The sequence below is a fragment of the Spirosoma sp. KNUC1025 genome, assembly GCF_045160025.1.
In the GTDB taxonomy this organism is placed as follows: Bacteria; Bacteroidota; Bacteroidia; order Cytophagales; family Spirosomataceae; genus Spirosoma.
Map to the genome: position 1 here is coordinate 46,137 of NZ_CP087141.1, position 19,994 is coordinate 66,130.

Sequence of the window (19,994 nt, forward strand, 5' to 3'; positions counted from 1 at the left end):
TTGTCGTCAATCGTCGGCAAGCTGACGAGTAAGAACCTATTGCTATTAATATAGCGTGATGCTGATATTGCTGGCATTATCTGTCAACCCTTGCTTAAGGAAGCTTACTTTCTAGTCAACTTGTCATTGTCAACTAGTATCGCCTGTCAACGGGTACTAAGCACCTAAATAACAGGTCAACTAAATACGCAAAATTTGCGTTTCTTTGCTGGGTCGTTACGATACTAAAAAGTAATTAGAAAGAATCTGAAGTGCCCATAGACTACATAAACACAGCAAATTGCTATGGCAACCAAAACAAAACGTCTGGTGGATCTGGCTCAGAAGCTAATGCGAGACAAAAAGCAGTTAGAGGCCTATTACCAAAGTGGCGATGAGTCTAGAAAACCAGACGGCATTAAGTTCGTCAAACCCTTCTCCTTACCCGCTAAGCGAGACTGAAACAGGCCTTGCTTTTACAACCGAACGAGGGGCTGTCTACCACGTGGACTTTACGTCCGATTCCGATTATCTTCCTGACACTCCTTTTGCGGATTCGGTGTATTCATTCTCCATCCTACCAGTAGTTGGATCTGGCTCCTTTGACCGAAAAGATCTCCGTATCGAGCCAACGATCATTCAGGTATTACAGATATTCTTTGCATGCGCGCCAAAGGCGGTATTGCTTTACGTGTGTAGTACAGAAAACGATCAGGAGCGGGTCAGAAGCCGCTTATTTGGCCAATGGTTCTCCCGCCATCAAGAAGGCTTTGACAAGTTCGATTTCCATTACCCTAGCCAACGCTTATATATGTCGGCTATCGTTCGGCGATATCTCCCGGAGAGTTGGCGCGTCGAGTTAGCGATTTTACAGGCAGTTGAACAGCATAAATAACTTACCTGCACACGACCATTTTATGCGTCAAGCCACGTTGTTTTATCTGATTGGCCCCTCTGGAGCGGGCAAAGATGCGTTGCTGGCGTATACTCGTGAGCAGTTGAGGGGTTCAGAAAACATTTTATTTAGTCATCGGTATATCACTCGGCCCAGCCAGGCGGGAGGAGAGAATCATATTGCTTTGACGCAAGCTGAGTTTGACCAACGACAGCAACGGGGTTTGTTCGCCCTAAGTTGGCAAAGCCATCAGTATGCGTACGGGATTGGGGTTGAAATTGACGCCTGGTTGCTAACTGGCGCTCATGTGGTGATCAACGGATCTCGGGAATACTTACCCCAGGCCAGTCAGCGGTATCCGCAAATGAAGGTCATCTTACTGGAAGTAAATACGGATATTATACGCCAACGCTTAGTGGAACGAGGTCGGGAAACGGCACAGGAAATTGAGGCTCGCATCGCCCATAACCAGCAACTTCCACCCGTTGAGCATCCCCACCTGTATGTGCTCAATAATGACTCCTCTCTAGCCGAAGCAGGCGTTAAACTGATGGCTTTACTAAAAGGCGGAGATTGATTTATAGGATTCTGTAGCCCATGTCATCAGGTAGCCAAAATCGTCCAAATAAACGGTGTATAGGTTCAAAAAGCTGATCGATTAAACTGAACGGGTTTATTGAACGCAAAAAGGGCCGTTTCCAGCCCTTCCCTCGTACCCAGCCACCGTTCAGAAAAACGTCGGTTAACTTCTAGTAGAAAATGGTTTGCATTTGCGCAGAATCAGCTGGTTTTTAGCTGGACATAGCAGCAAAAGCCCGATCATAGATTTCGTGAATGAGTGCCGATTTGGCATCGTTGTACTCAGACATATACTTAAAATCCTGACTGGCCAACATTTTTTTGAGTTGGCTATAGCGCAACCGATCGTCAGTGTTGGCCCGTAACCAATCACGAAATAGCAAGTGTCGTTGCGCTTCTACACTACTAAGTGTCTATACATGTAGATTAATATCAGTACCCGGCCCTTTTAGCATTCGATGTTGTTGCCAATCTGGCTCACGAATGACTAATTGATAACCGGCCGCTTCCAGAAGGGGAAGATAACTCGGTTCGTCGGCCGATTCGGCCACACTTAAATCAATGTCAATAATAGGTTTAGCTGCCAGGTACTGCCGTTGAGCCGATATGATCGAGGGCCAAAATGGTAGAGCCTAGAATCTGGCGGATACATTTAGCTTCCTGATGAAATAAATCTGGCCAATTGGGCTGATAATCAACAATTTGAATAGGCTGTGTTAATTGAGGCATTTCCCCAATAAAAGCCGACCGACTTTGACTTTCACTAAGACGTTGAAAAGGTTGGTGAAGCGGATGCATTTTTGGTAAAATTAAATTAGCAACTCAAACTTATAAAAAGCATCTAAAAGTGCCCAGAAAGAAAGTCTACATAGGGAGGTAGCAGGCCCGTCTGATTCAGCAAATTTCAAGGGTAGAGGAATCTACTAAAATTTTGTCTTCACACAGATCCAGCTTCGGCTGTCGGATTTATTCTATTTCGACAAATGATGACCAGCTAGGTTTGCCCCGCCAAAAAAGAGCCGTGAACTGCTCTCTATTGAATTTTCTTTCTGTTACTATTAATTTCTTAATTATGAACGTATTTTCTTTGGAGGCCGCTGGCCTTGTGTTATTAAGTTTTACGGCAACTGCGCAGGTCCGCCTTGGTGTAATCGGTAGTGGGCAACTGGCTAATCAAAAATATACCGTGAATGCCTATTCCACCAACGGGAATGCTAAGATAGGCTTCCGGGCCGGTATCATGCTCGATGCCCCTGTAGCCGACCGCTTATCTATACAGGCTCAACTGGTCTACTCGACAAAGGGAACAAAGCTAAACGAAGCCAACACGGGTTTGAGTGCCACCGAAACAACCCTAGCCTTCAACTACCTTGAATTGCCACTTCAGTTAACGTACGGATTTAGCGCTGGCACTGGTCGGGTTGCTGTGGGCGCTGGTCCTTACGTCGGCTATGCATTAAATGGAAAAATAACGGACAACGCAGGTGGGCAGATTAACAGTGAATCACTTGAGTTTGGGTCTGGTGCAGACCAATTGAAACGGCTTGATATCGGCCTGTACCTATCGGCGGGTTACGAATTGGCGTCGGGACCGCTGCTTGCGATTTACTACGCGCCTGGTCTCTACAACATGGCCAATTCGAGCGCCGGAAGTATCCGAAATAATACGTTAGGGCTTTCAATAGGCTTTTTGTTCGGTGGAAAATGAATGGACGAATTGGCTCGGGTGAACGCACAAGTTTACTGTCACGTTAAAAGATAAAGGGTTATTAATCAGCCGATGGTCACGTAAATGGGCATCGGCTGATTATAGGAAACAAGTTTCAAGTTATTGCTATGCACTATCAGATCATTCGACCACCTGAGGTATTGAGCGAGTACATCCGGTACTTCTGGACAATGGATTATGATGGTACTCACCAGCCCCCTAAACTGATTAAAATTTTGGCGGACCCTTGCCCCAGGCTTGTCTTTCAACATCTGAGTGGTAATACGGCTATCGCCAAGGGTGACGGCAGTGCGTTACCAACTACCTTTCTTAGGGGTGTCAACAGTAAAGTATTTATCCACCACGTCACCGCTTCATTCAGTGTTACCGGAGTTAGTTTTCAGCCGCATGCCATAAAAACTATTTTTAGGGTAGATGCCGTCGAGCTTGCTGACGCTTACCATGACCTGCAAGACTTTGCCCCGAACGAACTACAGGACCGGTTGCTCTATGCAGAAAATCACCAGGAAAGAGTCAATATCCTGATCAATTTCTTTCTGAAAAAACTTAATCAGCACACGGACAGCCATATGCCATTTTACAAAGGCATTAGTCAGGTTAAAAACGGCAACGTTGACACCCGTGTGCAGGAACTACTTCGGTATTACTCCCTATCGGAAAGGAGTTTGGAACGCCGATTTAAACAGTCCATCGGAGTAAGTCCAAAACTGTTTTTACGGATCAATCGGTTCGAGCGTGCCTTAAAACATCTTAAAGATCGGAACCCTACCCGATTAACTGAATTGAGTTACCTGCTCAATTACGCGGATCAATCTCATTTCTCGCGTGACTTCAGAGAATTTTCCGGACTGACACCCAATGAATATTTGCGTCAGCAAAAACTAATTGAAGAATCGTCATCTTTCATGAGTGACCAATAGTTAAACTCGAATCCTCGCATCAGTCTACGTGTAATGGGCATACATTCGGCTTACTTTCCCCTGATCATTGAAAAACATGACTTCGATGGCTTTTTTGTTCATCACCGATTCATAATAAAGGGCAACCGAATTTATTCCTGTGGTCACCTCCAGCAGCTTAAAATGTAGATCAGGAATGTTATTCAGCGCTTTCTGCCAGTAAGCGCCAACGGCTTCTTTGCCAACCAATGACTCCTGATTACCACCCGCAGCCAGCTTGATCATTGGCGTAAAAATCTCAATATCATCCGCATAGTGCGCTAATATAGCCGTCAGATCGTGGGCATTCCAGGAGGCAATCCACTCGTCTGCAAATGCATGATAGTCCATACGCTAATTTTTCTAAGCTAAAAATTGACTCCTACTCTGGTTATTGATCGCTAAATTTCTTTTCTCATTATTGTGTTTTGCGCATCAAATTGATGGTTTACAAATCACATTTTTTCAACAAGCCGTATGGCGTTGGTATTTCTTGTTTTTGTATGCCCAACTAGTGCTTTTACCCCTAATTCCTGCTTCGCAATTTCTATCAAAAAGTTAAATGCCGCCTGCATATACCCCTTTCCCCAATATGCAGGAACCAGCGACCCTCCTACAGCAATTTCCTTATTTTGTTTGTCCCAATGGTGTAAGGCGCAGTCGCCAATACATACGTTTGGTTTTTCGGTTGATCGTATGGTAAAAATATAGTCGCAGAGAGCACTAATTCGCTCCGTAAATTCAGTTGGAGTTTCATTCAGTAAAAACGGGCTTTCGTCAACGTTTACAGTCAGTGTCGGATGCGCATACAGTTGATAGAAAAAATCAGCATCATCAACTGTCAGGAGTTGAAGTATAACTTTATCGTTGGATAACATGTCAAAAATTCCTTTTAAATTGTTTTCTCGTGGGGGTATGCTATGTTCGTTTCCAGTTATTCCTACAGTTACTAACTGGCATCAATTAAATCCCCCTTGTTCAAGGCAAGCAATAAGGTAAGAGCTATATTTAAGGATTCCCTAAAACTTCGACGACTAACTGAGTGTCCAGGTACTCGACTAATTCAACTAATTTTCCATCGGCAAACTTGCAAACGCAGCAGTAGGCATTGTTGTAGGGTTTGCCCGACTTTGTGTTGACTTTGCCCTGGCATTCGACAACCACAAAATCCCCTTCCGCAATAAATCGGTATGCTGTATTGGTATACGCATCGGCAAATTTTTCGAAGAGCGGTTTCATTAAATGCTTTCGAACGATCTCTTTGCCTCGATACTCCCCAGACCAGGCTGTTGTGCCCATCATTTTCCAGCAGAAATCATCAGCCATCAACTCGCCAAACGGGAGCCGATTGCCTTTTGACAGCTCACTCATTACAAATTGCATCTTTGCCTTGTTTTGCTCTGTTTTAGGTTCATTCATAGTGGCTTTATTTTAGTTAATCGCACCTGAATCAGGCTTATTTTTTAGGTAGCTGCTCGCTACAGGCAATACCCTACCGCTTAGCGGAACCAAAACGATACCCCAGATGAAGGGTAGGAAAAACAGACCATGTCGACTGGCTATAAACCTGATTTTGTTGAACAAGCGAAGAAGCACTTGGGGTATACAGTAACGCAATCCATGGAACTACATATAAGCCTCGGTAATGAGCGGTCGATTGGCCAAACATAAATCGATAGCCGCTACGAATACCCACCACAAAACCACTCAATAAGGTCGACTCAGTGGCCGGCTTAAGGCTGATTTTATCGGTTCCGTAGTCGGATTGAACGCCAAAAAACAATCCCCGTTCCGGTTTCAGGAGGTAGTCTGCTTTTAGGCCAACCCCCGAACTAAACACAGAGAAGTTTTGATTTGTAGAAGCAAACGAAGGCTGCTTAATACCAAAAGTACCGACATCGATTCGCCAGCGATTGATCATATAGCCGACATGAATGGAATAGCCACTGAAGATGAAGGCCATGGGATCAGCCTCAACTTCAATTCGTTTCATTTTTTCCAGGGGTTGCCCGTTGAGCTTAAAACTCATTATTGTCAGAAGGCCAATAAGAATAAAGCAAAGCCACTGTCTTGCAGAGTTGTCCATACGTTGAGTGTTTACAGCTCGCAAAAGTAGTGCGGCTGCTAGTGGGCAAATAGAACAAAACCGACAGTTCTGTTCAGAAAGCCACCGACCTACCCGATACCTGTTCGGTTATAGCCATCCATAAGCTCTATTCATAACCAGCGTAAAACCGTCTGTCAAGCTTTTCTTGATTCGTAGGCCGTTGGGGTGAATATTTACCCAGTAAACCGGGGCAAGCAACTCCCTTACCTATGCAGTATTGTCACTATCAGCCCCCCGCCTATCTCAGTGCGTATGTTCGCTGTTTCTGGACGATGGAAAGCCCTATGGCCAACCGGACTCCCCAAAGCTTTGGCCCACTGGTAGATGGTTGTCCGGGCCTTCTGTTTCAGCGGGCCGATGAAGGGCGTTTCTATGATCAGGACGGCACACCCATGCCTGAATTGTTCGCCTATGGGCAAACCATAAAGCGTACGGCTATTTATATGCTTGGCCGGTTCAGGACGGTGGGTGTTTGCTTGCAGCCTCATTCGCTGCCTTCGCTTTTCGGGTTGAATGCCCGTGAACTGACAGATGGGTGTTTAGACATAAAACTCATATCGCCCGGCTTGATTGATCAATTAGTGCATACCCCGTCGGTTTCAGGCCAGATTGAGCTTCTTTCTGGTTTTCTTATCAGACAGATCAGGCAAATGAACCATCCGATCGACGAGCTAACGACCCATGTGCTGACCCAACTCATTGCGTCGAAAGGAACTATTTTTCTGCCCGATTTACAGCGTTCACTCCGAATCACCGAGCGAAGCCTGGAGCGTAAATTCGCGCATCAGGTGGGGATTCCGCCCCAATTATTTGCCCGTCTGTGCCGATTCCAGGCTTCGCTTACCCAGTTAAACGAAGGGAGCCTGACGAAACTTTCGGATATTGCTTACGAAAACGGTTATGCGGACCAATCCCATTTTATTCGTTCTTTCAGAGAATTTACCGGCTTTACACCGTCACAGTACCAACAACAGGCCTATCATACCCTCAATGAACTCCCTTCCCTAATCAGCTAAATCACAGCTTGTCGGTTTTGTTCTATCCTGCGGTTTGGCGGCCAGCTACTTTTGCCCGAAAACAAATTCACAATCTAAAAAGCAAAAGGATGGCGCAGGACAAAATAAAGACACTGGTTTTAGGCGGTACCGGAAAAACGGGCAGCCGGATCGTTCAGCAATTAACGAACCGGGGCTTAGCTGTTCGTGTAGGGTCTCGGTCTGCCGAGATACCCTTCGATTGGTTGGATCAATCCACATGGATACCTGTCTTACAGGACATAAAAGCCGTCTACATCGCCTACCAACCAGATCTGGCGGTTCCTGGAGCGGTTGAGGCCATCCGTGACTTTACCCAGATTGCCGTTAACCATGGCGTACAGCAACTTGTACTCTTATCAGGACGGGGTGAACCTGAAGCACAGGAATGCGAGCAGGCGGTTATGCAATCCGGAGTCGACTGGACAATTTTACGGTCTAGCTGGTTTTGTCAAAACTTTAGTGAGGGCTATTTGCTGGAGCCCATACAGGCCGGCTATGTGGCCCTGCCGGTAGCCGATATTGGTGAACCGTTCATTGACATCGATGATATTGCCGATGTCGCCGTTGCCGCCCTGACCCAATCAGGACACACGGGGAAGATCTATGAGTTGACGGGGCCTCGCCTGTTGACGTTTGCCCAGGCCATTGACGAAATTGCCCGTGCTACGGGTCGATCCATTCACTATGAGCAGGTACCCATCGAGGTGTATAATGCTATGCTGGCCGAGTACGGTGTTCCGCAAGAAGCCATTACCCTGACGACCTACTTATTTACGGAAGTGATGGATGGTCGTAACAGTCTGTTAGCTACCGGTATCGAACAGGCATTAGGCCGAAAGCCTACCGACTTTTCCGCTTTTGTTCAGAAGGCGATTGCCCTGGGAATGTGGACTGAACCGATAGTCAGCGAAGAAGCGGGTTCAACTCACTCTTCGGAAACCGTGAATCCATAGAAAAACCTACCAGTCTGCCCACTGCCCCACGAACCGTGGGCAGACTAGGAACAACCTGCTGCTCATGCACACGATTATACTAGGCGTAACCGCTACGGCAACCGCACTGATGGGTGGGCTTTTTTATGCCTTCTCCTGGGCCGTAATGCCCGGCTTAAAACGCTTGCCCGATGCAAGCTATATCCTGGCCATGCAATCCATCAACCGGGCTATTCAAAACCCCGTATTTTTTGCTGCCTTTTTGGGAGCAGCATTTTTGCTTCCTCTCAGCACGTATCTGGACTATTCGCCTACAAAACCCCTTTCAGTCCGCTTTTGGCTGTTGCTGGCGGCTTCTGGCGTCTATATCGTTGGGGTCATCGGGGTCACAATAGGCGGCAATGTTCCGCTCAATGAAACCCTGGACGCTTTTGATGTACAGGCTGCGTCCGTGTCAGACGTGTTGAATCACCGCCGGGCTTTTGAGCTTCCCTGGAGTCAATTGCACATGGTCCGTACCGGGGCATCGTTCCTGACCGTTCTGCTCGTAGTGGCCGCTTGTCTCCGTCCGGAAAACCACTAAGCCGTACACGTGTTTATAGATTTACCATCTGTTTAAAGCCGAATAGCAAAAGGCGTATACATTAACTTTTGACACAATCAACTGACTATCATGCGTAAACTGATTTATGACGTAGCAGCCTCTTTAGATAGCTTCATTGCCCATAGCAATGGGTCTATCGAAGGCTTTCAGGCAGAAGGCGATTTTGTCAGCGATTTTCTGGAACGTATCCATACGTATGACGCTGTTTTGATGGGCCGCAAAACCTACGAGTGGGGATTTGCCCTGGGTATGCAGCCCGGAGAACCCGCATACACGCAGATTAATCCTCAGCTAAAAAATTACATTTTCTCCTCGTCCATGCACTTTGAGAATGGACCTTTGATCCAATTGGTCACAGAAGAAGCTCCCAACTTCGTTCGGGGTTTAAAAACTCAGCCAGGCAATCCCATCTGGCTTTGTGGCGGGGTGAGTTAGCTGGCAAATTGCTGGACGCCCATTTAATCGATGAGTTAGTCGTCAAACTGAATCCAGTCGTATTGGGTGAAGGCATCCGTCTGTTCGGATCAAGCCAGACTAAAGTTGGGCTAATCCGAACAGACAATAAGCCTTATGAAAACGGCCTGGTTCTACTGACGTACCAGATTCAGTACTTGACTTAACGTTAGCCTTTCCGTATCGGCTATCGCTTGCCCTTTCTAGCATTGTCAATGATGAGGTTGGTCAACTGGTCCGTTAAGGACTCCGGTAGGTCGTGCCCCATTCCGTTGATCAACTGAAAGACGGCTCCCGGTACGCTGGTGGCCACATCGCGACCAGCCTCAACGGCGACAATGGGGTCTTCACTCCCATGAATTACTAACGTGGGTACCTTAATTGTTTTGAGCTGCTCCTGCCGTCCCGCAAAGAAACCCGCCAGGGAGGCCGCTCCTTGTCGGTGTAAGCCTTCCGGGTAATAGGCCCGCTGAACCGCCTGCTGGACACGTCTCTGTGCCTGGAATTCGGTTAAGGGATACATAGGGCCTGCCAGGATTTTCATGGATTGCACTTCCCGCTTGATGTAAGCCGCCGTATCGGCGGCAGTTCCCGGTGGGGGATCTGCCCGGCAAGTTCTGGCTTTGCCACCAAAGGAAAAGTAGGCTTACCCCCACCGGCCATGATACTGGTCAGCGACAGCGTGTGCTCAGGATACAGATAAGCAACCCGCTGGGCAATCATGCCGCCCATGGACACGCCAACAATGTGCGCGTCTTTAATACCCAGTGCGTCTAGCAGGCCCACAGCGTCAGCGGCCATGTCATCGAGTGTGTAGGGTAAAGGAGGTCTCTTTTTTCCGCTAATGCTTTACCGATGGCCGCCCAATCAGGTAGTCCAAGCTGGTCAAACTTCGTGGAAAGGCCCACGTCCCGGTTATCGAACCGAATGACCCGATAGCCCCGGCTGACTAACTGCTGACAAAATCCAGTCGGCCAGCCAGTGAGCTGCATATTCGTACCGGCAATTAGTAAAATGGCCGGGGCCTTGTACGACCCCTGACTTTCGTAAGCAATCGTTACGTTGCCGACGTTTACCTGCCCCTTCTCTACGTTCGGATTAATTTGCGCTACGCACCGACAGGCAACCAGAGTGCTTATGAAAAAAATGAATCCGACAATTCGTTGATGACTACTGCTCATGTGGTTGTTTTTGACGATTGACTGACAAATATATTGAGCCATGATTGGCGAGAATAGAACAAATCCGACAGTACCAATCAGGCAGCTATCGCCTTGAAGCCATGTCGAAACCCTGAATGGTAGCTAATCCTACACCCAGTCAACAGGAATCTTATGGTTATTCTACTACGCTTGCCGCTCAAAATCGCCTCTATACTGTTGCCAGTCCAGTTTCAGCTTGTCCCAAATAAAACGAGCCGCCAGTCCTGGATATGGGCTGACGGCTCAATAGGTTGTAGCTCAGACCGGCTGTTCAAATGGCCTTCAGTTACTTAGCTGTCGTTATAATCCCCGGACGTAGACGTGGACCGCCAACCCGGTCAGGCTACATTAGCGCACTAATACCTCATCGATAAAGCCATATTCCCTGGCTTCTTCGGCTTTCATCCAATAGTCACGGTCGGCCCGGCGTTCGAGTTCTTCGGCTGACTGACCGCTATGAAGGGCCATGATTTCGTACAACTCTGTTCTAAGTTTGACTATTTCGCGGGCGGTAATTTCAATGTCCACCGATTGGCCCTGTGCCCCACCGTGCGGCTGGTGAATCATAACCCGGGCGTGGGGAAGAGCCGACCGTTTACCGGCCGCACCGGCGCATAACAAGACTGCCCCGAACGATAAGGCGATGCCGGTGCAGATAGTCGCTACGTCGGGCCGGATGTACTGCATGGTGTCGTAAATGCCCAACCCAGCGTACACCGAACCACCAGGACTGTTGATGTACATCAGGATGTCTTTTTTGGTGTCGGCCGACTCGAGGAACAGCAACTGCGCGATGATGACATTAGCCATGTTGTCGTCGACGGCCGCGCCCATAAACACAATCCGATCCGCCATCAGGCGCGAGAAAACATCAACCTCCCGGAAGTTCATCGGGCGTTCTTCAATGACCGACCGGGTCATGTTGTCGACCTGGTGTAGGTACCGATCGACCGTAAGGCCATTCATATGCTGATGATGCACGGCGAACCGGCGGAACTCGCTACGGCTAAACTCAGGGTAATACATAAGGCAGGAAACTAACTAGAAGATGAAAAATTGATTCGTGAAAAGACCGTCGATTTAGGGCAATATGAAGCCAGATGGCTCGTAAAAAGTCATTATGGTATATCAAAACGGTTGGGTGATTATTCGGGGCGTTATCCGAACAAGCGGACGTGGATGGCTTCTAACTCGGCGCGGAGCTGCCGACGACCATACATACGCAGCACCTTATACGCCCGTTGCTGTCTGGCTAGCTTTTGCTGCAATTCCTGATCCCACAGCAAGCGAACTTCTACGTCGAGTTGCTGGTCTTCGGGTAAAGTGCCTTTGTGGTAGTCCTCCAGCAGTTGCACTTCATCTAACAAAGGACGCATGGGCTTTATAATTTGAATTGGTCGATGGACAGGTGACTTACAGCTTTGCGCAGCCGCTCCAGGCACTTAAATTTCTGCACCGTCGCGGAGCGTACGCTTCGGTAACCGTGCTGTTCAGCGATCTGCTCTAACTGCTGCCCGAAGTAATAAAAGTTAACCAGAAGCGATCGACAGGTTTCACCCAATTGCTCGACGAAGGTCACTAATGTTACGGCTGGTTGCTCATCATCTATCGTTACTTCTTCGCCAACTTCATCGATTGCCGCATCCGATAACCCTGTTTTGCGGGCTCGCTTGCTCAACTCCTGCCGCCAGAGATTCTTGCAAATGCCCATCAGGTAGGTACTCACCGATGACGTTAGGGTCAGTTGGCCGTCAATTGCCTTCTCGTAATAGGTGATGATTGCTTCCTGAAAGATATCCTTAGCATCCTCGTCGGTGCCCCTATTTTCCTTCACATAATGCCGCACCATTGGATACGTTTTCGCATAGATTCGTTCCAGCGTTCGCTCCCGGTCGGTCAGCAGGGCTGCGTCCATTGACAGGCTTTGTGTTGACATCATACGCTTTTTATGGTTTATCGGAATTATGCACAACTATCACCCAAGGTAAAGAAAAAATTTCCCAACGTAGCCAGATCGAATCTGGCTACGTTGAAGCGCGTAACCCAATTCATAGACTCTACCTCTTCTGGAAGAAAGAGACTTGTGCCAGCCCTTTTCCTGAATTAAACCGTTCAAGAAAACGTCCGATTATTTGGTCGTGAACCTTTCTGGTTGAACCATTCATCCAGCTAAACTCTGTAAGCAAATCAAGTCCGGGCCGCCGGAAATTTGCACTGTTTGTTTGGTTATGCCCTACATTTGACCGGATTGGACCAATCCCTAACGGTTAATGAGGCTCATCGTCGACGCCCGGTTTGAAGATACCGACATAGCCAGTGCCCATAGCTGGGTGAAGGACTTTGAATCTGCCTTCGAAGAACTAAACCGGCTGGTGCAGCAGCACTGGACGCTGACCAGTGCCCTGCTGGTCGATGAAGGCCGCAGCCTGATCCTGCCCATCGAAGGCATCGACGGCACGCCCCTGGCCGGCGAGTTGCTGGCCAGGGAAGCCGAGTGGAACCTGCTGCTCACCCCACCCCCCGGAGCACCCGAGGATTTTCAGACCTGGAACCAGCAGCTCGACGCCCACTACGCCAGCTTGCTGACGGTTATGCAACAGTTGCTGACTGATCTGGCCATCCACCGCCTGACGGCCCTGCGGCTTGAGGGCCAGGGGCTGACCGAAAGCCAGCTGAATCAGTACGCCACCTACCTGGGCCAATACAGCCGGCTGCAGCGGCAGTTCGCTTCGGACCGTATGGCCTGTCAGCGGGCCGCCAAAGGCCCGCAAAACCCCTAGCGCGGGAGCAGACAGGGGAACTTTCCGGGGGAGGATGGGCCTTCTGAGAAGAAACGATTAGCTGTGTATACTACCCACCAGCCGCCCGCTTCCCCGGAGAGTTTCCCCCAGAACGGAGCCCTTTATCACCGCCAGACGGCCGTGTACTCGTTGGTGGCGACTTAAAACCATAGGTCCGAGCGGCCCACCTACGTCGATCTTGCCAGCGTTGTCGCTGATATTCAAACCGATGTACAGATTGATCTGACGACGCTGACCAGCGCCGGTTTATGAACCCGTAATCTTTCAATGTCAACTACCTAGGGTGAAATCGATTTCCGAATTATTTATACATACATAACGGTTAACCGCCTGATCTTCGTTTCGTACAAAATCTGAAAGTAAACGCATAACTACGTAGTTATTAATAAGTTATATTCCATAAAATCCGGTAAAAACATAGATTCACGAGGTTTTTGGACGGTTTTTGAAAAAATATTCTGATTATCAGTCATATGTACTACAAAATACGGCGTTATTTGCCGACTAATTTTGAGGAAATAGCTTGGATTTTATATGGCTTTGATGCTATTACGAGGTTTTTGTAAGGTTTTGGCAAGTTTAACTATCAGTTATTTATGCAAAAGTTAACCCTGAAAGACATTCTCTGATGAGTGTCAGTACGGGTTTAAAATCCTAGCCATCTAATTCGTCTGATTTTGATGAGCCTTATTTGAGAATACATTAGTAGCAGTCTGACTGTCCTTCTTTGAGAAGATAGGGCACAGATAAGGTCGTTGGTTCAACGATTTATTAAATGAGGGGTGGGCATTATTGAAAAGTGGCTTTAAAGGCGTCTAAACTGCCAAACTCCCGCTGATTGATGAAATTATCGTACATGATTAATTGGACGGTGCAACTGGGTATCATCAAGTAGGCACTGACCCGATCCAAGCCTTTATAAGGCAACATTGTATTGCCAGTCAGGCCGGTAAGCTCTTTAAGTAGTGCAAAAGTGGGCTCAATCGAAGGCTTTCGGCGACGGTAAGTGATCTTGCCCGCCCAAGAACCAGCCATATCATTATAGTATTGCTTAAAATGGCTCATTCGCGGGCCTACTTTGAAAAGGCAGGGGGTAGTAACCAAAATAGAAAAGCGATCGTGGATGGCTTGTAAAAAAACGAACCGCAAAATACCCACTGTCGGCAACCACGACCCCTAGTCGCTCCTGTAAAGGAGTAATTAAGCACTCTAAGAGTCGGTAGTCTTTAGTAGATGCTGTCGTAACCGTAGCCATTAAACGAAAGCGATAGCGATTACAGATCAGGTGGAGACTATAGCTAAACCGCCAACCGTGATACTCACTTTTGGCCCAGGATGCCTCCGTGTCAATACTGGAATGGGGCATCACCTTGAGGAGCATGTGTTTTTTGTGCCACAGGCCACCTAATGCTCGAAATACACTTTTGTCGGCAAAGCTACAGGCGTAGCCGAAAGAGTGATGGTTGTGTTGCTGACACTGCTGAGCAATAGCGGGCATGAGTTGTTGAATCAGGACCGGCAGCGCTAGAAAGCGTCGGCGAATAGTCTTACGGTCAGGGGGCTGCTGCCAGTTCAGTAACCCATAATTGGCTTTGGCCCAACGATGCATGGCGGCAAAGGGGTGAATTCGTTTGAGGAGCATGAGCATAAAAAAGAGCACTATGATATACTCGAATAGGTCTGAGGTTTTCCTCGTTTTGGGCGTTTATCCATTGGCTCTTGCCAACAGGTATTTAAGAAGTCAGACAAATACAGTAATTTGGCATGCATGGAACCGCGGCTGTCATTGGATTGATTTGGTCGTCAACCCGTTAACATTCGCCGGTTCCTATTTATGCCCACCCTCAGTTATTAAATACGGTGTTTTGCTTTCCAGCGTTCATACTTGCCTCGTAGCAAATTAACTGAATTCATCCCCCCGCGCTTCTGACCAAAAAACTCCAGAAACAAACTGGATTTGGATGATTTCTCAAGGGCGGCTATTCGGATAAACGCACAAGTGGCGCGTTACTCCCCACACCGTTTATCCCCACCAGCCGCCGAGCCTGCCTCCAAGGCTAGTATAAGCATTTCGGCCATCGGCAGCTCCTGGTCCTGAGCTTCAACGACCGCCTGCATGATGGTAGCTAATACATCTTGATTGGCCAATGTGTTACACTGGATGGAAATACCAGTAGCCGTTCCAGTGTAGGTACTTGGCTGGGCTAGTTGGTGTAAGGTAACCACCGCCTACTGTTGCTATTCAGGCGAAAAGATGGATCTAGCAAGGCTTGGATAATCTCCTGAGGTGAATGACCAGCCTGAATCATGCGGGCTCCTTTTCAATTGGCGTCGGCATTACTTATGGCCTGAACAATGATAGCACCCTGACCAGAAATGATTTTACCAATGTCACTACAGTTGTAGGTACAGGAGGCACCCGCAATGCCGATTTCACCTATTTTGGGATTAATGAGGATGATCGACCAGGTCACCCAGGAATAAGTTGGTGCTAAAAGCAACGACAAACTGAGGAAAAAGTATTTCATAAAAAACCAGCTGGATCACTCATTCACCGATGCAATTTATGAATGACAAGTTGCCTGTGTAAACTCTCGTATAGTTTCAGCCTTGCCAGTCTCATTTTTGGAAACGTTTGTTGACATTAATCAACAGATGGTTAGGATTGACATGTCGACGACACTTGGATAAGCAACGATTTAGTTACTCATTAGTTGCTTCCATTCGTATTGATCGTTCGAGGCATGATTTCGTTTCGCCAGTTCAGTTAGCATCGCCTTTAGTTGAGCCCCAGCCAACCACTGCCCAGTGACGAAGACATCCGAAATTTTTCGGGCATTCGTGACGGCTTCGAGCGGATTGGCCTTCAGTAAAACCAGGTCAGCCAGTTACCCCACCTCTATGGTGCCCACTTCACGGTCCATACCCAGCCAGGTAGCCGGTTACCGGGCAGCAGAAGCTAAGACTTCTTCCGGCATGTGCCGGGGTGTGTTTAACCGGTAATTTATGGGCATTAATCAATACCCGACCGCCTGTTGTAGTCGTGTCGATTCGTATTCGCCCCGGCTGGTATCATACTGACTGACTTAACAGCGAATGAACTGGCCCACCCGTATGGCGCATTATGTTAGCTGCTACTTCCTGAATGCTATTCAGGTTTAAGGGTTCCCGTTGATTCGCCAAAGTCAGTACTTGTTTGAGGGCATATTGGTGATCCGTAATCCGCAGCTAATCAGACAAGGATTTACTTGATATTTTATTTCCTGTATGAAGAAGTGACTGAACTTCGGCAAGCGTTAATGCTCCCCCTTCAATCCCCATTGAACAACACGTGTGTATACTCTCCAGCGCACTGTCTGTTTTATTCGCCGTTACGTATAGAAACCGCTCCTGTATTTGAGGCAGCCTAAGACTTGTGTTCATTGAGATTGCAGACAAAAATTTGAAGCAGAACAAAATAATCATCAGTGCCATAGAACCATTCCCTGGCAGGGGATCGGCTTTTATAACCTGATTTACTGCATCTTAAAGCCTGAAGATAATTCTCGGCTAGGATAAAACAGGACGAATGAAAGAACCTCTCCCCTATTCTTATATTCTTTAGAAACTCTGATAAGCGTTTCCTCATTGTCGAACCGGGCTATTCACTATGGCTATAAGTCCAGGCTACACCTGGTAAGGCCGTGACTCGGATTGAACAGATGGTTTTTAGACGTTTGATCAACGAATTTAACCGGTTTGTTTTTGGTATCCGCTTTAATTTATCAGCAAATACCCCAAAGTGACAGCCTGTCACTTTGGGGTATTCGTATTGTCCATTTCTTTGTATCACTTCTAAATATAACCGGTCTTTCCTCCTCTTACAAGCAAAGTGACAAGCTGTCACTTTGCTTGTAAGAGGGTTAATAACTCATTGGTTTTCAGCAGTAGTCTTTCGCATGTTTTACGGGAAAGCGTTCCAGAAGCAAGTTCCCGAATCGCAATTTCAAGTTTTTTTACTGGGTCCTCTCCTACTGCTTTACGGCTTGTTTTCACAAGCAGGTTTCCTTCATCAGCTACTGCGTCAGACTCAACCAAATCTGTTTTAGCCATCGCTTCAATGGCTGATCGAGCGACCTTTTTTTTGCCCGTGAGTATTTGCTGTTTTTGCTCAGGGTTTAATTTATCCAGACCAGCGGCAAAATCGCCATCCCGCTTAATCGTCCGACTGCTTACACCATATTCTTTGCCCAATGCAACGGAAGCATTAACTATAGAATTAGTTGAAAATTTATTACCGCCCCTCATTGTCTTTTGCTGTAGATACCGCAGTCCCCGCAAGTACGCTATTTGCTCAGGAGAAAGATTACGTCTTCCCAACTGGAAGTCGATCATGTAATCCTTTGCTTCTTCCAGGCTAGTAAATCGAAGCAGGTTAATTCGGTAATCCAATTTATGTTCCTGACTAATTTGGTATCGATTATGACCGTCGATAAGCACGTAAACCGGCCGGTTTTCCTCGTCGAGGTGTAAAACGGTTGAGCTCGTCTCCCAAACAGTCAGCGGGTCTTTTACTCCGTGTTTGAGAATGTTTTGCTGTAATTGCCGGTATTCCTCATCTGCCAGGGGCGGAATTAAATCTCGTAGCTGGTCAAGTATTTGAATCTGACTCTTGATATTTTCTTCGGTCGATAAAAGAGATGTCGGCAGCGAAGAGGTCTTCTCCCGCATCGAACTCATAAAGTCCTTTTTCATATCAGATAGTCATTATTTCAGTGGCAAGATGTTGATACTGTTGCCAGGAGACCGATTTATTCGAATAGGTGTACAGATCTTCCTTGGCAACCTGGGATTGTTTAATGACGGTGGACACCTCAATAATCGCTTCGTAGATGGGAAAATTTCGGTAAGTATCCCGAATATGAGCCATCATGCTTTTATGAATACTCTGATTCTTATGCACCATTGTAAACACAATTCCTTTCACCGATAAGGTAGGATTAATGTATTTGCGGACCTCTGCAATTCGGTTGAACAGGCTTTCCACACCATGATAGGCGCTGGCCTCCGGTTGAATTGGCACCACACAGTAATTTGATGCCACTAGCGAACAGGTTGTACAAATTCCCAGGCTGGGTGGGCAATCGATAAGGATATAGTCAAACTTGTCCCGTTCGTCTTCCAGCTTTAAAGCCAACCGGCGATCAGCACCAATCGAATTGGCTAATTCCGATTCCCGGTACGCCATGCGTATATCGGAAGGAGAAAGAAATAAACTCGGGGAAATCTCGATCATAGGCAGGTCTGTCCCCGTCAGTAAGGCATCGACAACTTGTTCGTCCGGACTGTGGATACCAAAACACTGGGATAAATTTCCCTGTGAATCCATATCAACCAGTAGCACCCGGTTTCCCAGTAAACTTAGGGCTTTACCCACGTTGATGGTTGTGGTGGTTTTACCAACGCCACCCTTGTGATTCACAATGGAAATCACTTTTGCTTTATCGAAAAGAGCTTCAGAATAACCATACTTTCGTACAGCTTCGTCTAAAGCTGGCAAGTGTTTCGCCGGTATGTCTTTCTGATCAGACAGGGCTTTGTGCAGCGTCTTCGCGGGAATACCCGCATCCTTTTCAATCTGAGATAGATTTAAGGCAGGTTTGGAACGCAGGAACCGTACCAGTTTTTCCTGGTTAATCATGGATCAAGGATAAATTTTTATCTTTCGTAAATGTATAAAGAACTTCTTTTATCCAAGATAAACTATTCACTTTTTCTTTTTAGGTATGTTTTCTTAACTGTCAGTTAAAGCTTAAGCCATTACTTTTGTTATCGCCGTGTTCACATCCACATTACGCAGATAAGCCATCGTCAGGTCTGCTGGCGAAACATCCTGAAAAGAACCTGAATAGACGGGACACCACCGGGTGGTTCCGAATAAGGCAAATAATAGCTATATTTTTTTGATCACCAGGGCGTGCTAACAGGTAGCGACATTATGTTTTATTGGCAATTGTATGCGATGAGTCGCTGTTGACTACCGATCAGCCTTGGACGTAAATTTCCCTATAAGGCCGGGCGAAGGCAGCAAAGCTTAACCTACCCGAATATGTATCAAAATGAAAGCCAACTTGTGTTAGGGAAGATTCCCTAACCTCTTCAGCTGAGTTGGGGACTCAGGCGGGGCGGCATTCGAAGCTTGGCTCTGGACTCCAGTCGATCCTCAATGTATATCCTGTACTAAAAGCTTTACAAATTAGGGAGAAACTAGTCTGGTTATATCAGCGATGTATATTGCTCACTCCGTTACGTACATTATTTTATAAACGTCTTAGGTAACTGTAAATCAAGCCACCGGAGTATAGACAAGTACTTCTTTTCCATCAACTACATCCATGTCGTACTCCTGCTGCTGTAACATCCAGTCCAGATAGGCCTCAAATGTTTCATGCGATGCCAGGCCTTTGGACTGTAGCGTCAGGAATTGTTCATTGAGTAGCTCAATCTGAATAATTTCAATAGGCTGTGGTTTGACTACAGGCTTGGGTGCATGATAGACTGGCTGATCAGCTTGCCAGACAACAAATTCAGCTTTTAACTGATCGGTCATCAAGGCTTTGTACATAGCCCCGGCGGGTGATTTGATTCGACCTTTCTTTTTGGCCTCCTGGTAATATTGGATGACAAAGCGCAGATACTCCTCTGACAAGAGTCCCTGTTGGTAGCGTGCTTTTATTTCATTCAGGGATTTTAGACTAA

General features: G+C 47.2%; 29 protein-coding genes and 1 pseudogene. 12 read left to right on the forward strand and 18 right to left on the reverse strand.

What is annotated here, in order from left to right:
* Positions 1-285: 285 nt before the first annotated feature.
* The 3 genes from LN737_RS32035 to phnN are packed head-to-tail and all read left to right on the forward strand — an operon-like array spanning position 286 to position 1,451.
* Positions 286-441 (forward strand): hypothetical protein, encoded by a 156-nt coding sequence (locus LN737_RS32035; RefSeq protein ID WP_405520912.1) that lies wholly within the window; start codon positions 286-288, stop codon positions 439-441.
* Positions 374-874, forward strand: a complete 501-nt coding sequence (locus LN737_RS32040) for a DUF6169 family protein (protein ID WP_231780345.1) — start codon at positions 374-376, stop codon at positions 872-874. Before LN737_RS32035 ends, LN737_RS32040 begins: the two co-directional genes overlap by 68 nt.
* Before the next feature lie 22 nt (positions 875-896).
* Entirely contained in the window at positions 897-1,451 is a 555-nt protein-coding gene (phnN, locus tag LN737_RS32045) for a phosphonate metabolism protein/1,5-bisphosphokinase (PRPP-forming) PhnN (protein WP_231780346.1), read from the forward strand.
* Positions 1,452-1,665: 214 nt separating this feature from the next.
* Here phnN and LN737_RS32050 read toward each other — a convergent pair.
* Positions 1,666-2,251, reverse strand: a pseudogene (locus tag LN737_RS32050) (GrpB family protein).
* A gap of 274 nt (positions 2,252-2,525) precedes the next feature.
* On the opposite strand from LN737_RS32050, the gene LN737_RS32055 reads away from it, so the two are divergent.
* Positions 2,526-3,161 carry a porin family protein gene (locus LN737_RS32055; RefSeq protein WP_231780347.1) on the forward strand — a complete coding sequence of 212 codons (636 nt, stop codon included), beginning with the start codon at positions 2,526-2,528 and terminating at the stop codon, positions 3,159-3,161.
* Between the two features lie 128 nt (positions 3,162-3,289).
* Positions 3,290-4,102: a helix-turn-helix domain-containing protein gene (locus LN737_RS32060; RefSeq protein ID WP_231780348.1), complete on the forward strand. Its 813-nt coding sequence runs from the start codon at positions 3,290-3,292 to the stop codon at positions 4,100-4,102.
* A gap of 24 nt (positions 4,103-4,126) precedes the next feature.
* Here LN737_RS32060 and LN737_RS32065 read toward each other — a convergent pair whose 3' ends face one another.
* From LN737_RS32065 to LN737_RS32080, 4 genes are all read right to left on the reverse strand, one after another.
* Positions 4,127-4,471: a nuclear transport factor 2 family protein gene (locus LN737_RS32065; protein WP_231780349.1), complete on the reverse strand. Its 345-nt coding sequence runs from the start codon at positions 4,469-4,471 to the stop codon at positions 4,127-4,129.
* Positions 4,472-4,575: 104 nt separating this feature from the next.
* Positions 4,576-4,998 carry a GNAT family N-acetyltransferase gene (locus tag LN737_RS32070; protein ID WP_231780350.1) on the reverse strand — a complete coding sequence of 141 codons (423 nt, stop codon included), beginning with the start codon at positions 4,996-4,998 and terminating at the stop codon, positions 4,576-4,578.
* Between the two features lie 130 nt (positions 4,999-5,128).
* The gene (locus LN737_RS32075) at positions 5,129-5,539 is read right to left on the reverse strand and encodes a nuclear transport factor 2 family protein (protein WP_231780351.1); all 411 of its coding nucleotides are present in this window, start codon (positions 5,537-5,539) and stop codon (positions 5,129-5,131) included.
* 73 nt (positions 5,540-5,612) lie between these two features.
* Entirely contained in the window at positions 5,613-6,206 is a 594-nt protein-coding gene (locus tag LN737_RS32080; protein ID WP_231780352.1) for a hypothetical protein, read from the reverse strand.
* Between the two features lie 230 nt (positions 6,207-6,436).
* Between LN737_RS32080 and LN737_RS32085 the strand changes: the two genes are divergently transcribed.
* From LN737_RS32085 to LN737_RS32105, 5 genes are all read left to right on the forward strand, one after another.
* Complete coding sequence (locus LN737_RS32085) at positions 6,437-7,243, forward strand: helix-turn-helix domain-containing protein (protein ID WP_231780353.1); 807 nt, start codon at positions 6,437-6,439, stop codon at positions 7,241-7,243.
* An 89-nt stretch (positions 7,244-7,332) separates the two neighbouring features.
* Complete coding sequence (locus LN737_RS32090; RefSeq protein WP_231780354.1) at positions 7,333-8,217, forward strand: SDR family oxidoreductase; 885 nt, start codon at positions 7,333-7,335, stop codon at positions 8,215-8,217.
* Positions 8,218-8,281: 64 nt separating this feature from the next.
* Positions 8,282-8,779 (forward strand): DUF1772 domain-containing protein, encoded by a 498-nt coding sequence (locus LN737_RS32095; RefSeq protein ID WP_231780355.1) that lies wholly within the window; start codon positions 8,282-8,284, stop codon positions 8,777-8,779.
* 90 nt (positions 8,780-8,869) lie between these two features.
* Positions 8,870-9,235 carry a dihydrofolate reductase family protein gene (locus LN737_RS32100; RefSeq protein ID WP_370636600.1) on the forward strand — a complete coding sequence of 122 codons (366 nt, stop codon included), beginning with the start codon at positions 8,870-8,872 and terminating at the stop codon, positions 9,233-9,235.
* Positions 9,217-9,420, forward strand: a complete 204-nt coding sequence (locus LN737_RS32105) for a dihydrofolate reductase family protein (RefSeq protein ID WP_405520847.1) — start codon at positions 9,217-9,219, stop codon at positions 9,418-9,420. The genes LN737_RS32100 and LN737_RS32105 overlap by 19 nt, the downstream gene beginning before the upstream one ends.
* A 20-nt stretch (positions 9,421-9,440) precedes the next feature.
* Here LN737_RS32105 and LN737_RS32110 read toward each other — a convergent pair whose 3' ends face one another.
* The 6 genes from LN737_RS32110 to LN737_RS32135 all read right to left on the reverse strand — a co-directional run bounded on the left by LN737_RS32110 (position 9,441) and on the right by LN737_RS32135 (position 12,394).
* Entirely contained in the window at positions 9,441-9,797 is a 357-nt protein-coding gene (locus LN737_RS32110; RefSeq protein ID WP_231780453.1) for an alpha/beta fold hydrolase, read from the reverse strand.
* Positions 9,794-10,054 (reverse strand): alpha/beta fold hydrolase, encoded by a 261-nt coding sequence (locus LN737_RS32115; RefSeq protein ID WP_405520849.1) that lies wholly within the window; start codon positions 10,052-10,054, stop codon positions 9,794-9,796. The genes LN737_RS32110 and LN737_RS32115 overlap by 4 nt, the downstream gene beginning before the upstream one ends.
* A complete protein-coding gene (locus LN737_RS32120; RefSeq protein WP_231780357.1) occupies positions 10,027-10,476 on the reverse strand; it encodes an alpha/beta fold hydrolase in 450 nt (149 codons plus the stop codon). Before LN737_RS32120 ends, LN737_RS32115 begins: the two co-directional genes overlap by 28 nt.
* Before the next feature lie 327 nt (positions 10,477-10,803).
* Positions 10,804-11,481 (reverse strand): ClpP family protease, encoded by a 678-nt coding sequence (locus tag LN737_RS32125; RefSeq protein ID WP_255709254.1) that lies wholly within the window; start codon positions 11,479-11,481, stop codon positions 10,804-10,806.
* Between the two features lie 131 nt (positions 11,482-11,612).
* The gene (locus LN737_RS32130; protein ID WP_231780358.1) at positions 11,613-11,831 is read right to left on the reverse strand and encodes a hypothetical protein; all 219 of its coding nucleotides are present in this window, start codon (positions 11,829-11,831) and stop codon (positions 11,613-11,615) included.
* 5 nt (positions 11,832-11,836) lie between these two features.
* On the reverse strand, positions 11,837-12,394 hold the full coding sequence (locus LN737_RS32135; protein ID WP_231780359.1) for an RNA polymerase sigma factor: 558 nt from the start codon (positions 12,392-12,394) through the stop codon (positions 11,837-11,839).
* Positions 12,395-12,725: 331 nt separating this feature from the next.
* Here LN737_RS32135 and LN737_RS32140 point away from each other — a divergent pair, with 331 nt between their 5' ends.
* Positions 12,726-13,235 (forward strand): hypothetical protein, encoded by a 510-nt coding sequence (locus tag LN737_RS32140; RefSeq protein ID WP_231780360.1) that lies wholly within the window; start codon positions 12,726-12,728, stop codon positions 13,233-13,235.
* An 810-nt stretch (positions 13,236-14,045) separates the two neighbouring features.
* Here the strand turns inward: LN737_RS32140 and LN737_RS32145 are convergent.
* From LN737_RS32145 to LN737_RS32160, 4 genes are all read right to left on the reverse strand, one after another.
* Positions 14,046-14,321, reverse strand: a complete 276-nt coding sequence (locus LN737_RS32145; protein ID WP_231780361.1) for a hypothetical protein — start codon at positions 14,319-14,321, stop codon at positions 14,046-14,048.
* The gene (locus LN737_RS32150) at positions 14,308-14,898 is read right to left on the reverse strand and encodes a transposase (RefSeq protein WP_405520853.1); all 591 of its coding nucleotides are present in this window, start codon (positions 14,896-14,898) and stop codon (positions 14,308-14,310) included. The genes LN737_RS32145 and LN737_RS32150 overlap by 14 nt, the downstream gene beginning before the upstream one ends.
* A gap of 365 nt (positions 14,899-15,263) precedes the next feature.
* Positions 15,264-15,404, reverse strand: coding sequence for a DUF1028 domain-containing protein (locus LN737_RS32155; RefSeq protein WP_405520855.1), 141 nt, complete (start codon positions 15,402-15,404; stop codon positions 15,264-15,266).
* Between the two features lie 173 nt (positions 15,405-15,577).
* A complete protein-coding gene (locus LN737_RS32160) occupies positions 15,578-15,784 on the reverse strand; it encodes a hypothetical protein (protein WP_231780364.1) in 207 nt (68 codons plus the stop codon).
* A gap of 280 nt (positions 15,785-16,064) precedes the next feature.
* Here LN737_RS32160 and LN737_RS32165 point away from each other — a divergent pair, with 280 nt between their 5' ends.
* Positions 16,065-16,259, forward strand: a complete 195-nt coding sequence (locus LN737_RS32165) for a hypothetical protein (RefSeq protein WP_231780365.1) — start codon at positions 16,065-16,067, stop codon at positions 16,257-16,259.
* 879 nt (positions 16,260-17,138) lie between these two features.
* Here LN737_RS32165 and LN737_RS32170 read toward each other — a convergent pair.
* The 3 genes from LN737_RS32170 to LN737_RS32180 all read right to left on the reverse strand — a co-directional run bounded on the left by LN737_RS32170 (position 17,139) and on the right by LN737_RS32180 (position 19,944).
* Positions 17,139-17,990 carry a hypothetical protein gene (locus LN737_RS32170; RefSeq protein ID WP_231780366.1) on the reverse strand — a complete coding sequence of 284 codons (852 nt, stop codon included), beginning with the start codon at positions 17,988-17,990 and terminating at the stop codon, positions 17,139-17,141.
* Position 17,991: 1 nt separating this feature from the next.
* Positions 17,992-18,936, reverse strand: coding sequence for a ParA family protein (locus tag LN737_RS32175; RefSeq protein WP_231780367.1), 945 nt, complete (start codon positions 18,934-18,936; stop codon positions 17,992-17,994).
* A 645-nt stretch (positions 18,937-19,581) separates the two neighbouring features.
* Positions 19,582-19,944, reverse strand: coding sequence for a hypothetical protein (locus LN737_RS32180; RefSeq protein ID WP_231780368.1), 363 nt, complete (start codon positions 19,942-19,944; stop codon positions 19,582-19,584).
* Between the last annotated feature and the right edge of the window lie 50 nt (positions 19,945-19,994).

What these genes read in the sequence shown, in the direction of transcription:
- LN737_RS32140 (WP_231780360.1), top strand. Translation starts at nt 12,726, where the DNA reads ATGAGGCTCATCGTCGACGCCCGGTTTGAAGATACCGACATAGCCAGT.
- LN737_RS32065 (WP_231780349.1), bottom strand. Translation starts at nt 4,471, where the DNA reads ATGGACTATCATGCATTTGCAGACGAGTGGATTGCCTCCTGGAATGCC.
- LN737_RS32170 (WP_231780366.1), bottom strand. Translation starts at nt 17,990, where the DNA reads ATGAAAAAGGACTTTATGAGTTCGATGCGGGAGAAGACCTCTTCGCTG.
- LN737_RS32080 (WP_231780352.1), bottom strand. Translation starts at nt 6,206, where the DNA reads ATGGACAACTCTGCAAGACAGTGGCTTTGCTTTATTCTTATTGGCCTT.
- LN737_RS32125 (WP_255709254.1), bottom strand. Translation starts at nt 11,481, where the DNA reads ATGTATTACCCTGAGTTTAGCCGTAGCGAGTTCCGCCGGTTCGCCGTG.
- phnN (WP_231780346.1), top strand. Translation starts at nt 897, where the DNA reads ATGCGTCAAGCCACGTTGTTTTATCTGATTGGCCCCTCTGGAGCGGGC.
- LN737_RS32075 (WP_231780351.1), bottom strand. Translation starts at nt 5,539, where the DNA reads ATGAATGAACCTAAAACAGAGCAAAACAAGGCAAAGATGCAATTTGTA.
- LN737_RS32160 (WP_231780364.1), bottom strand. Translation starts at nt 15,784, where the DNA reads ATGAAATACTTTTTCCTCAGTTTGTCGTTGCTTTTAGCACCAACTTAT.
- LN737_RS32085 (WP_231780353.1), top strand. Translation starts at nt 6,437, where the DNA reads ATGCAGTATTGTCACTATCAGCCCCCCGCCTATCTCAGTGCGTATGTT.
- LN737_RS32175 (WP_231780367.1), bottom strand. Translation starts at nt 18,936, where the DNA reads ATGATTAACCAGGAAAAACTGGTACGGTTCCTGCGTTCCAAACCTGCC.
- LN737_RS32055 (WP_231780347.1), top strand. Translation starts at nt 2,526, where the DNA reads ATGAACGTATTTTCTTTGGAGGCCGCTGGCCTTGTGTTATTAAGTTTT.
- LN737_RS32060 (WP_231780348.1), top strand. Translation starts at nt 3,290, where the DNA reads ATGCACTATCAGATCATTCGACCACCTGAGGTATTGAGCGAGTACATC.
- LN737_RS32150 (WP_405520853.1), bottom strand. Translation starts at nt 14,898, where the DNA reads ATGCTCCTCAAACGAATTCACCCCTTTGCCGCCATGCATCGTTGGGCC.
- LN737_RS32115 (WP_405520849.1), bottom strand. Translation starts at nt 10,054, where the DNA reads ATGGCCGCTGACGCTGTGGGCCTGCTAGACGCACTGGGTATTAAAGAC.
- LN737_RS32130 (WP_231780358.1), bottom strand. Translation starts at nt 11,831, where the DNA reads ATGCGTCCTTTGTTAGATGAAGTGCAACTGCTGGAGGACTACCACAAA.
- LN737_RS32070 (WP_231780350.1), bottom strand. Translation starts at nt 4,998, where the DNA reads ATGTTATCCAACGATAAAGTTATACTTCAACTCCTGACAGTTGATGAT.
- LN737_RS32035 (WP_405520912.1), top strand. Translation starts at nt 286, where the DNA reads ATGGCAACCAAAACAAAACGTCTGGTGGATCTGGCTCAGAAGCTAATG.
- LN737_RS32120 (WP_231780357.1), bottom strand. Translation starts at nt 10,476, where the DNA reads ATGGCTCAATATATTTGTCAGTCAATCGTCAAAAACAACCACATGAGC.
- LN737_RS32095 (WP_231780355.1), top strand. Translation starts at nt 8,282, where the DNA reads ATGCACACGATTATACTAGGCGTAACCGCTACGGCAACCGCACTGATG.
- LN737_RS32110 (WP_231780453.1), bottom strand. Translation starts at nt 9,797, where the DNA reads ATGAAAATCCTGGCAGGCCCTATGTATCCCTTAACCGAATTCCAGGCA.
- LN737_RS32145 (WP_231780361.1), bottom strand. Translation starts at nt 14,321, where the DNA reads ATGAGCCATTTTAAGCAATACTATAATGATATGGCTGGTTCTTGGGCG.
- LN737_RS32040 (WP_231780345.1), top strand. Translation starts at nt 374, where the DNA reads ATGAGTCTAGAAAACCAGACGGCATTAAGTTCGTCAAACCCTTCTCCT.
- LN737_RS32135 (WP_231780359.1), bottom strand. Translation starts at nt 12,394, where the DNA reads ATGATGTCAACACAAAGCCTGTCAATGGACGCAGCCCTGCTGACCGAC.
- LN737_RS32100 (WP_370636600.1), top strand. Translation starts at nt 8,870, where the DNA reads ATGCGTAAACTGATTTATGACGTAGCAGCCTCTTTAGATAGCTTCATT.
- LN737_RS32090 (WP_231780354.1), top strand. Translation starts at nt 7,333, where the DNA reads ATGGCGCAGGACAAAATAAAGACACTGGTTTTAGGCGGTACCGGAAAA.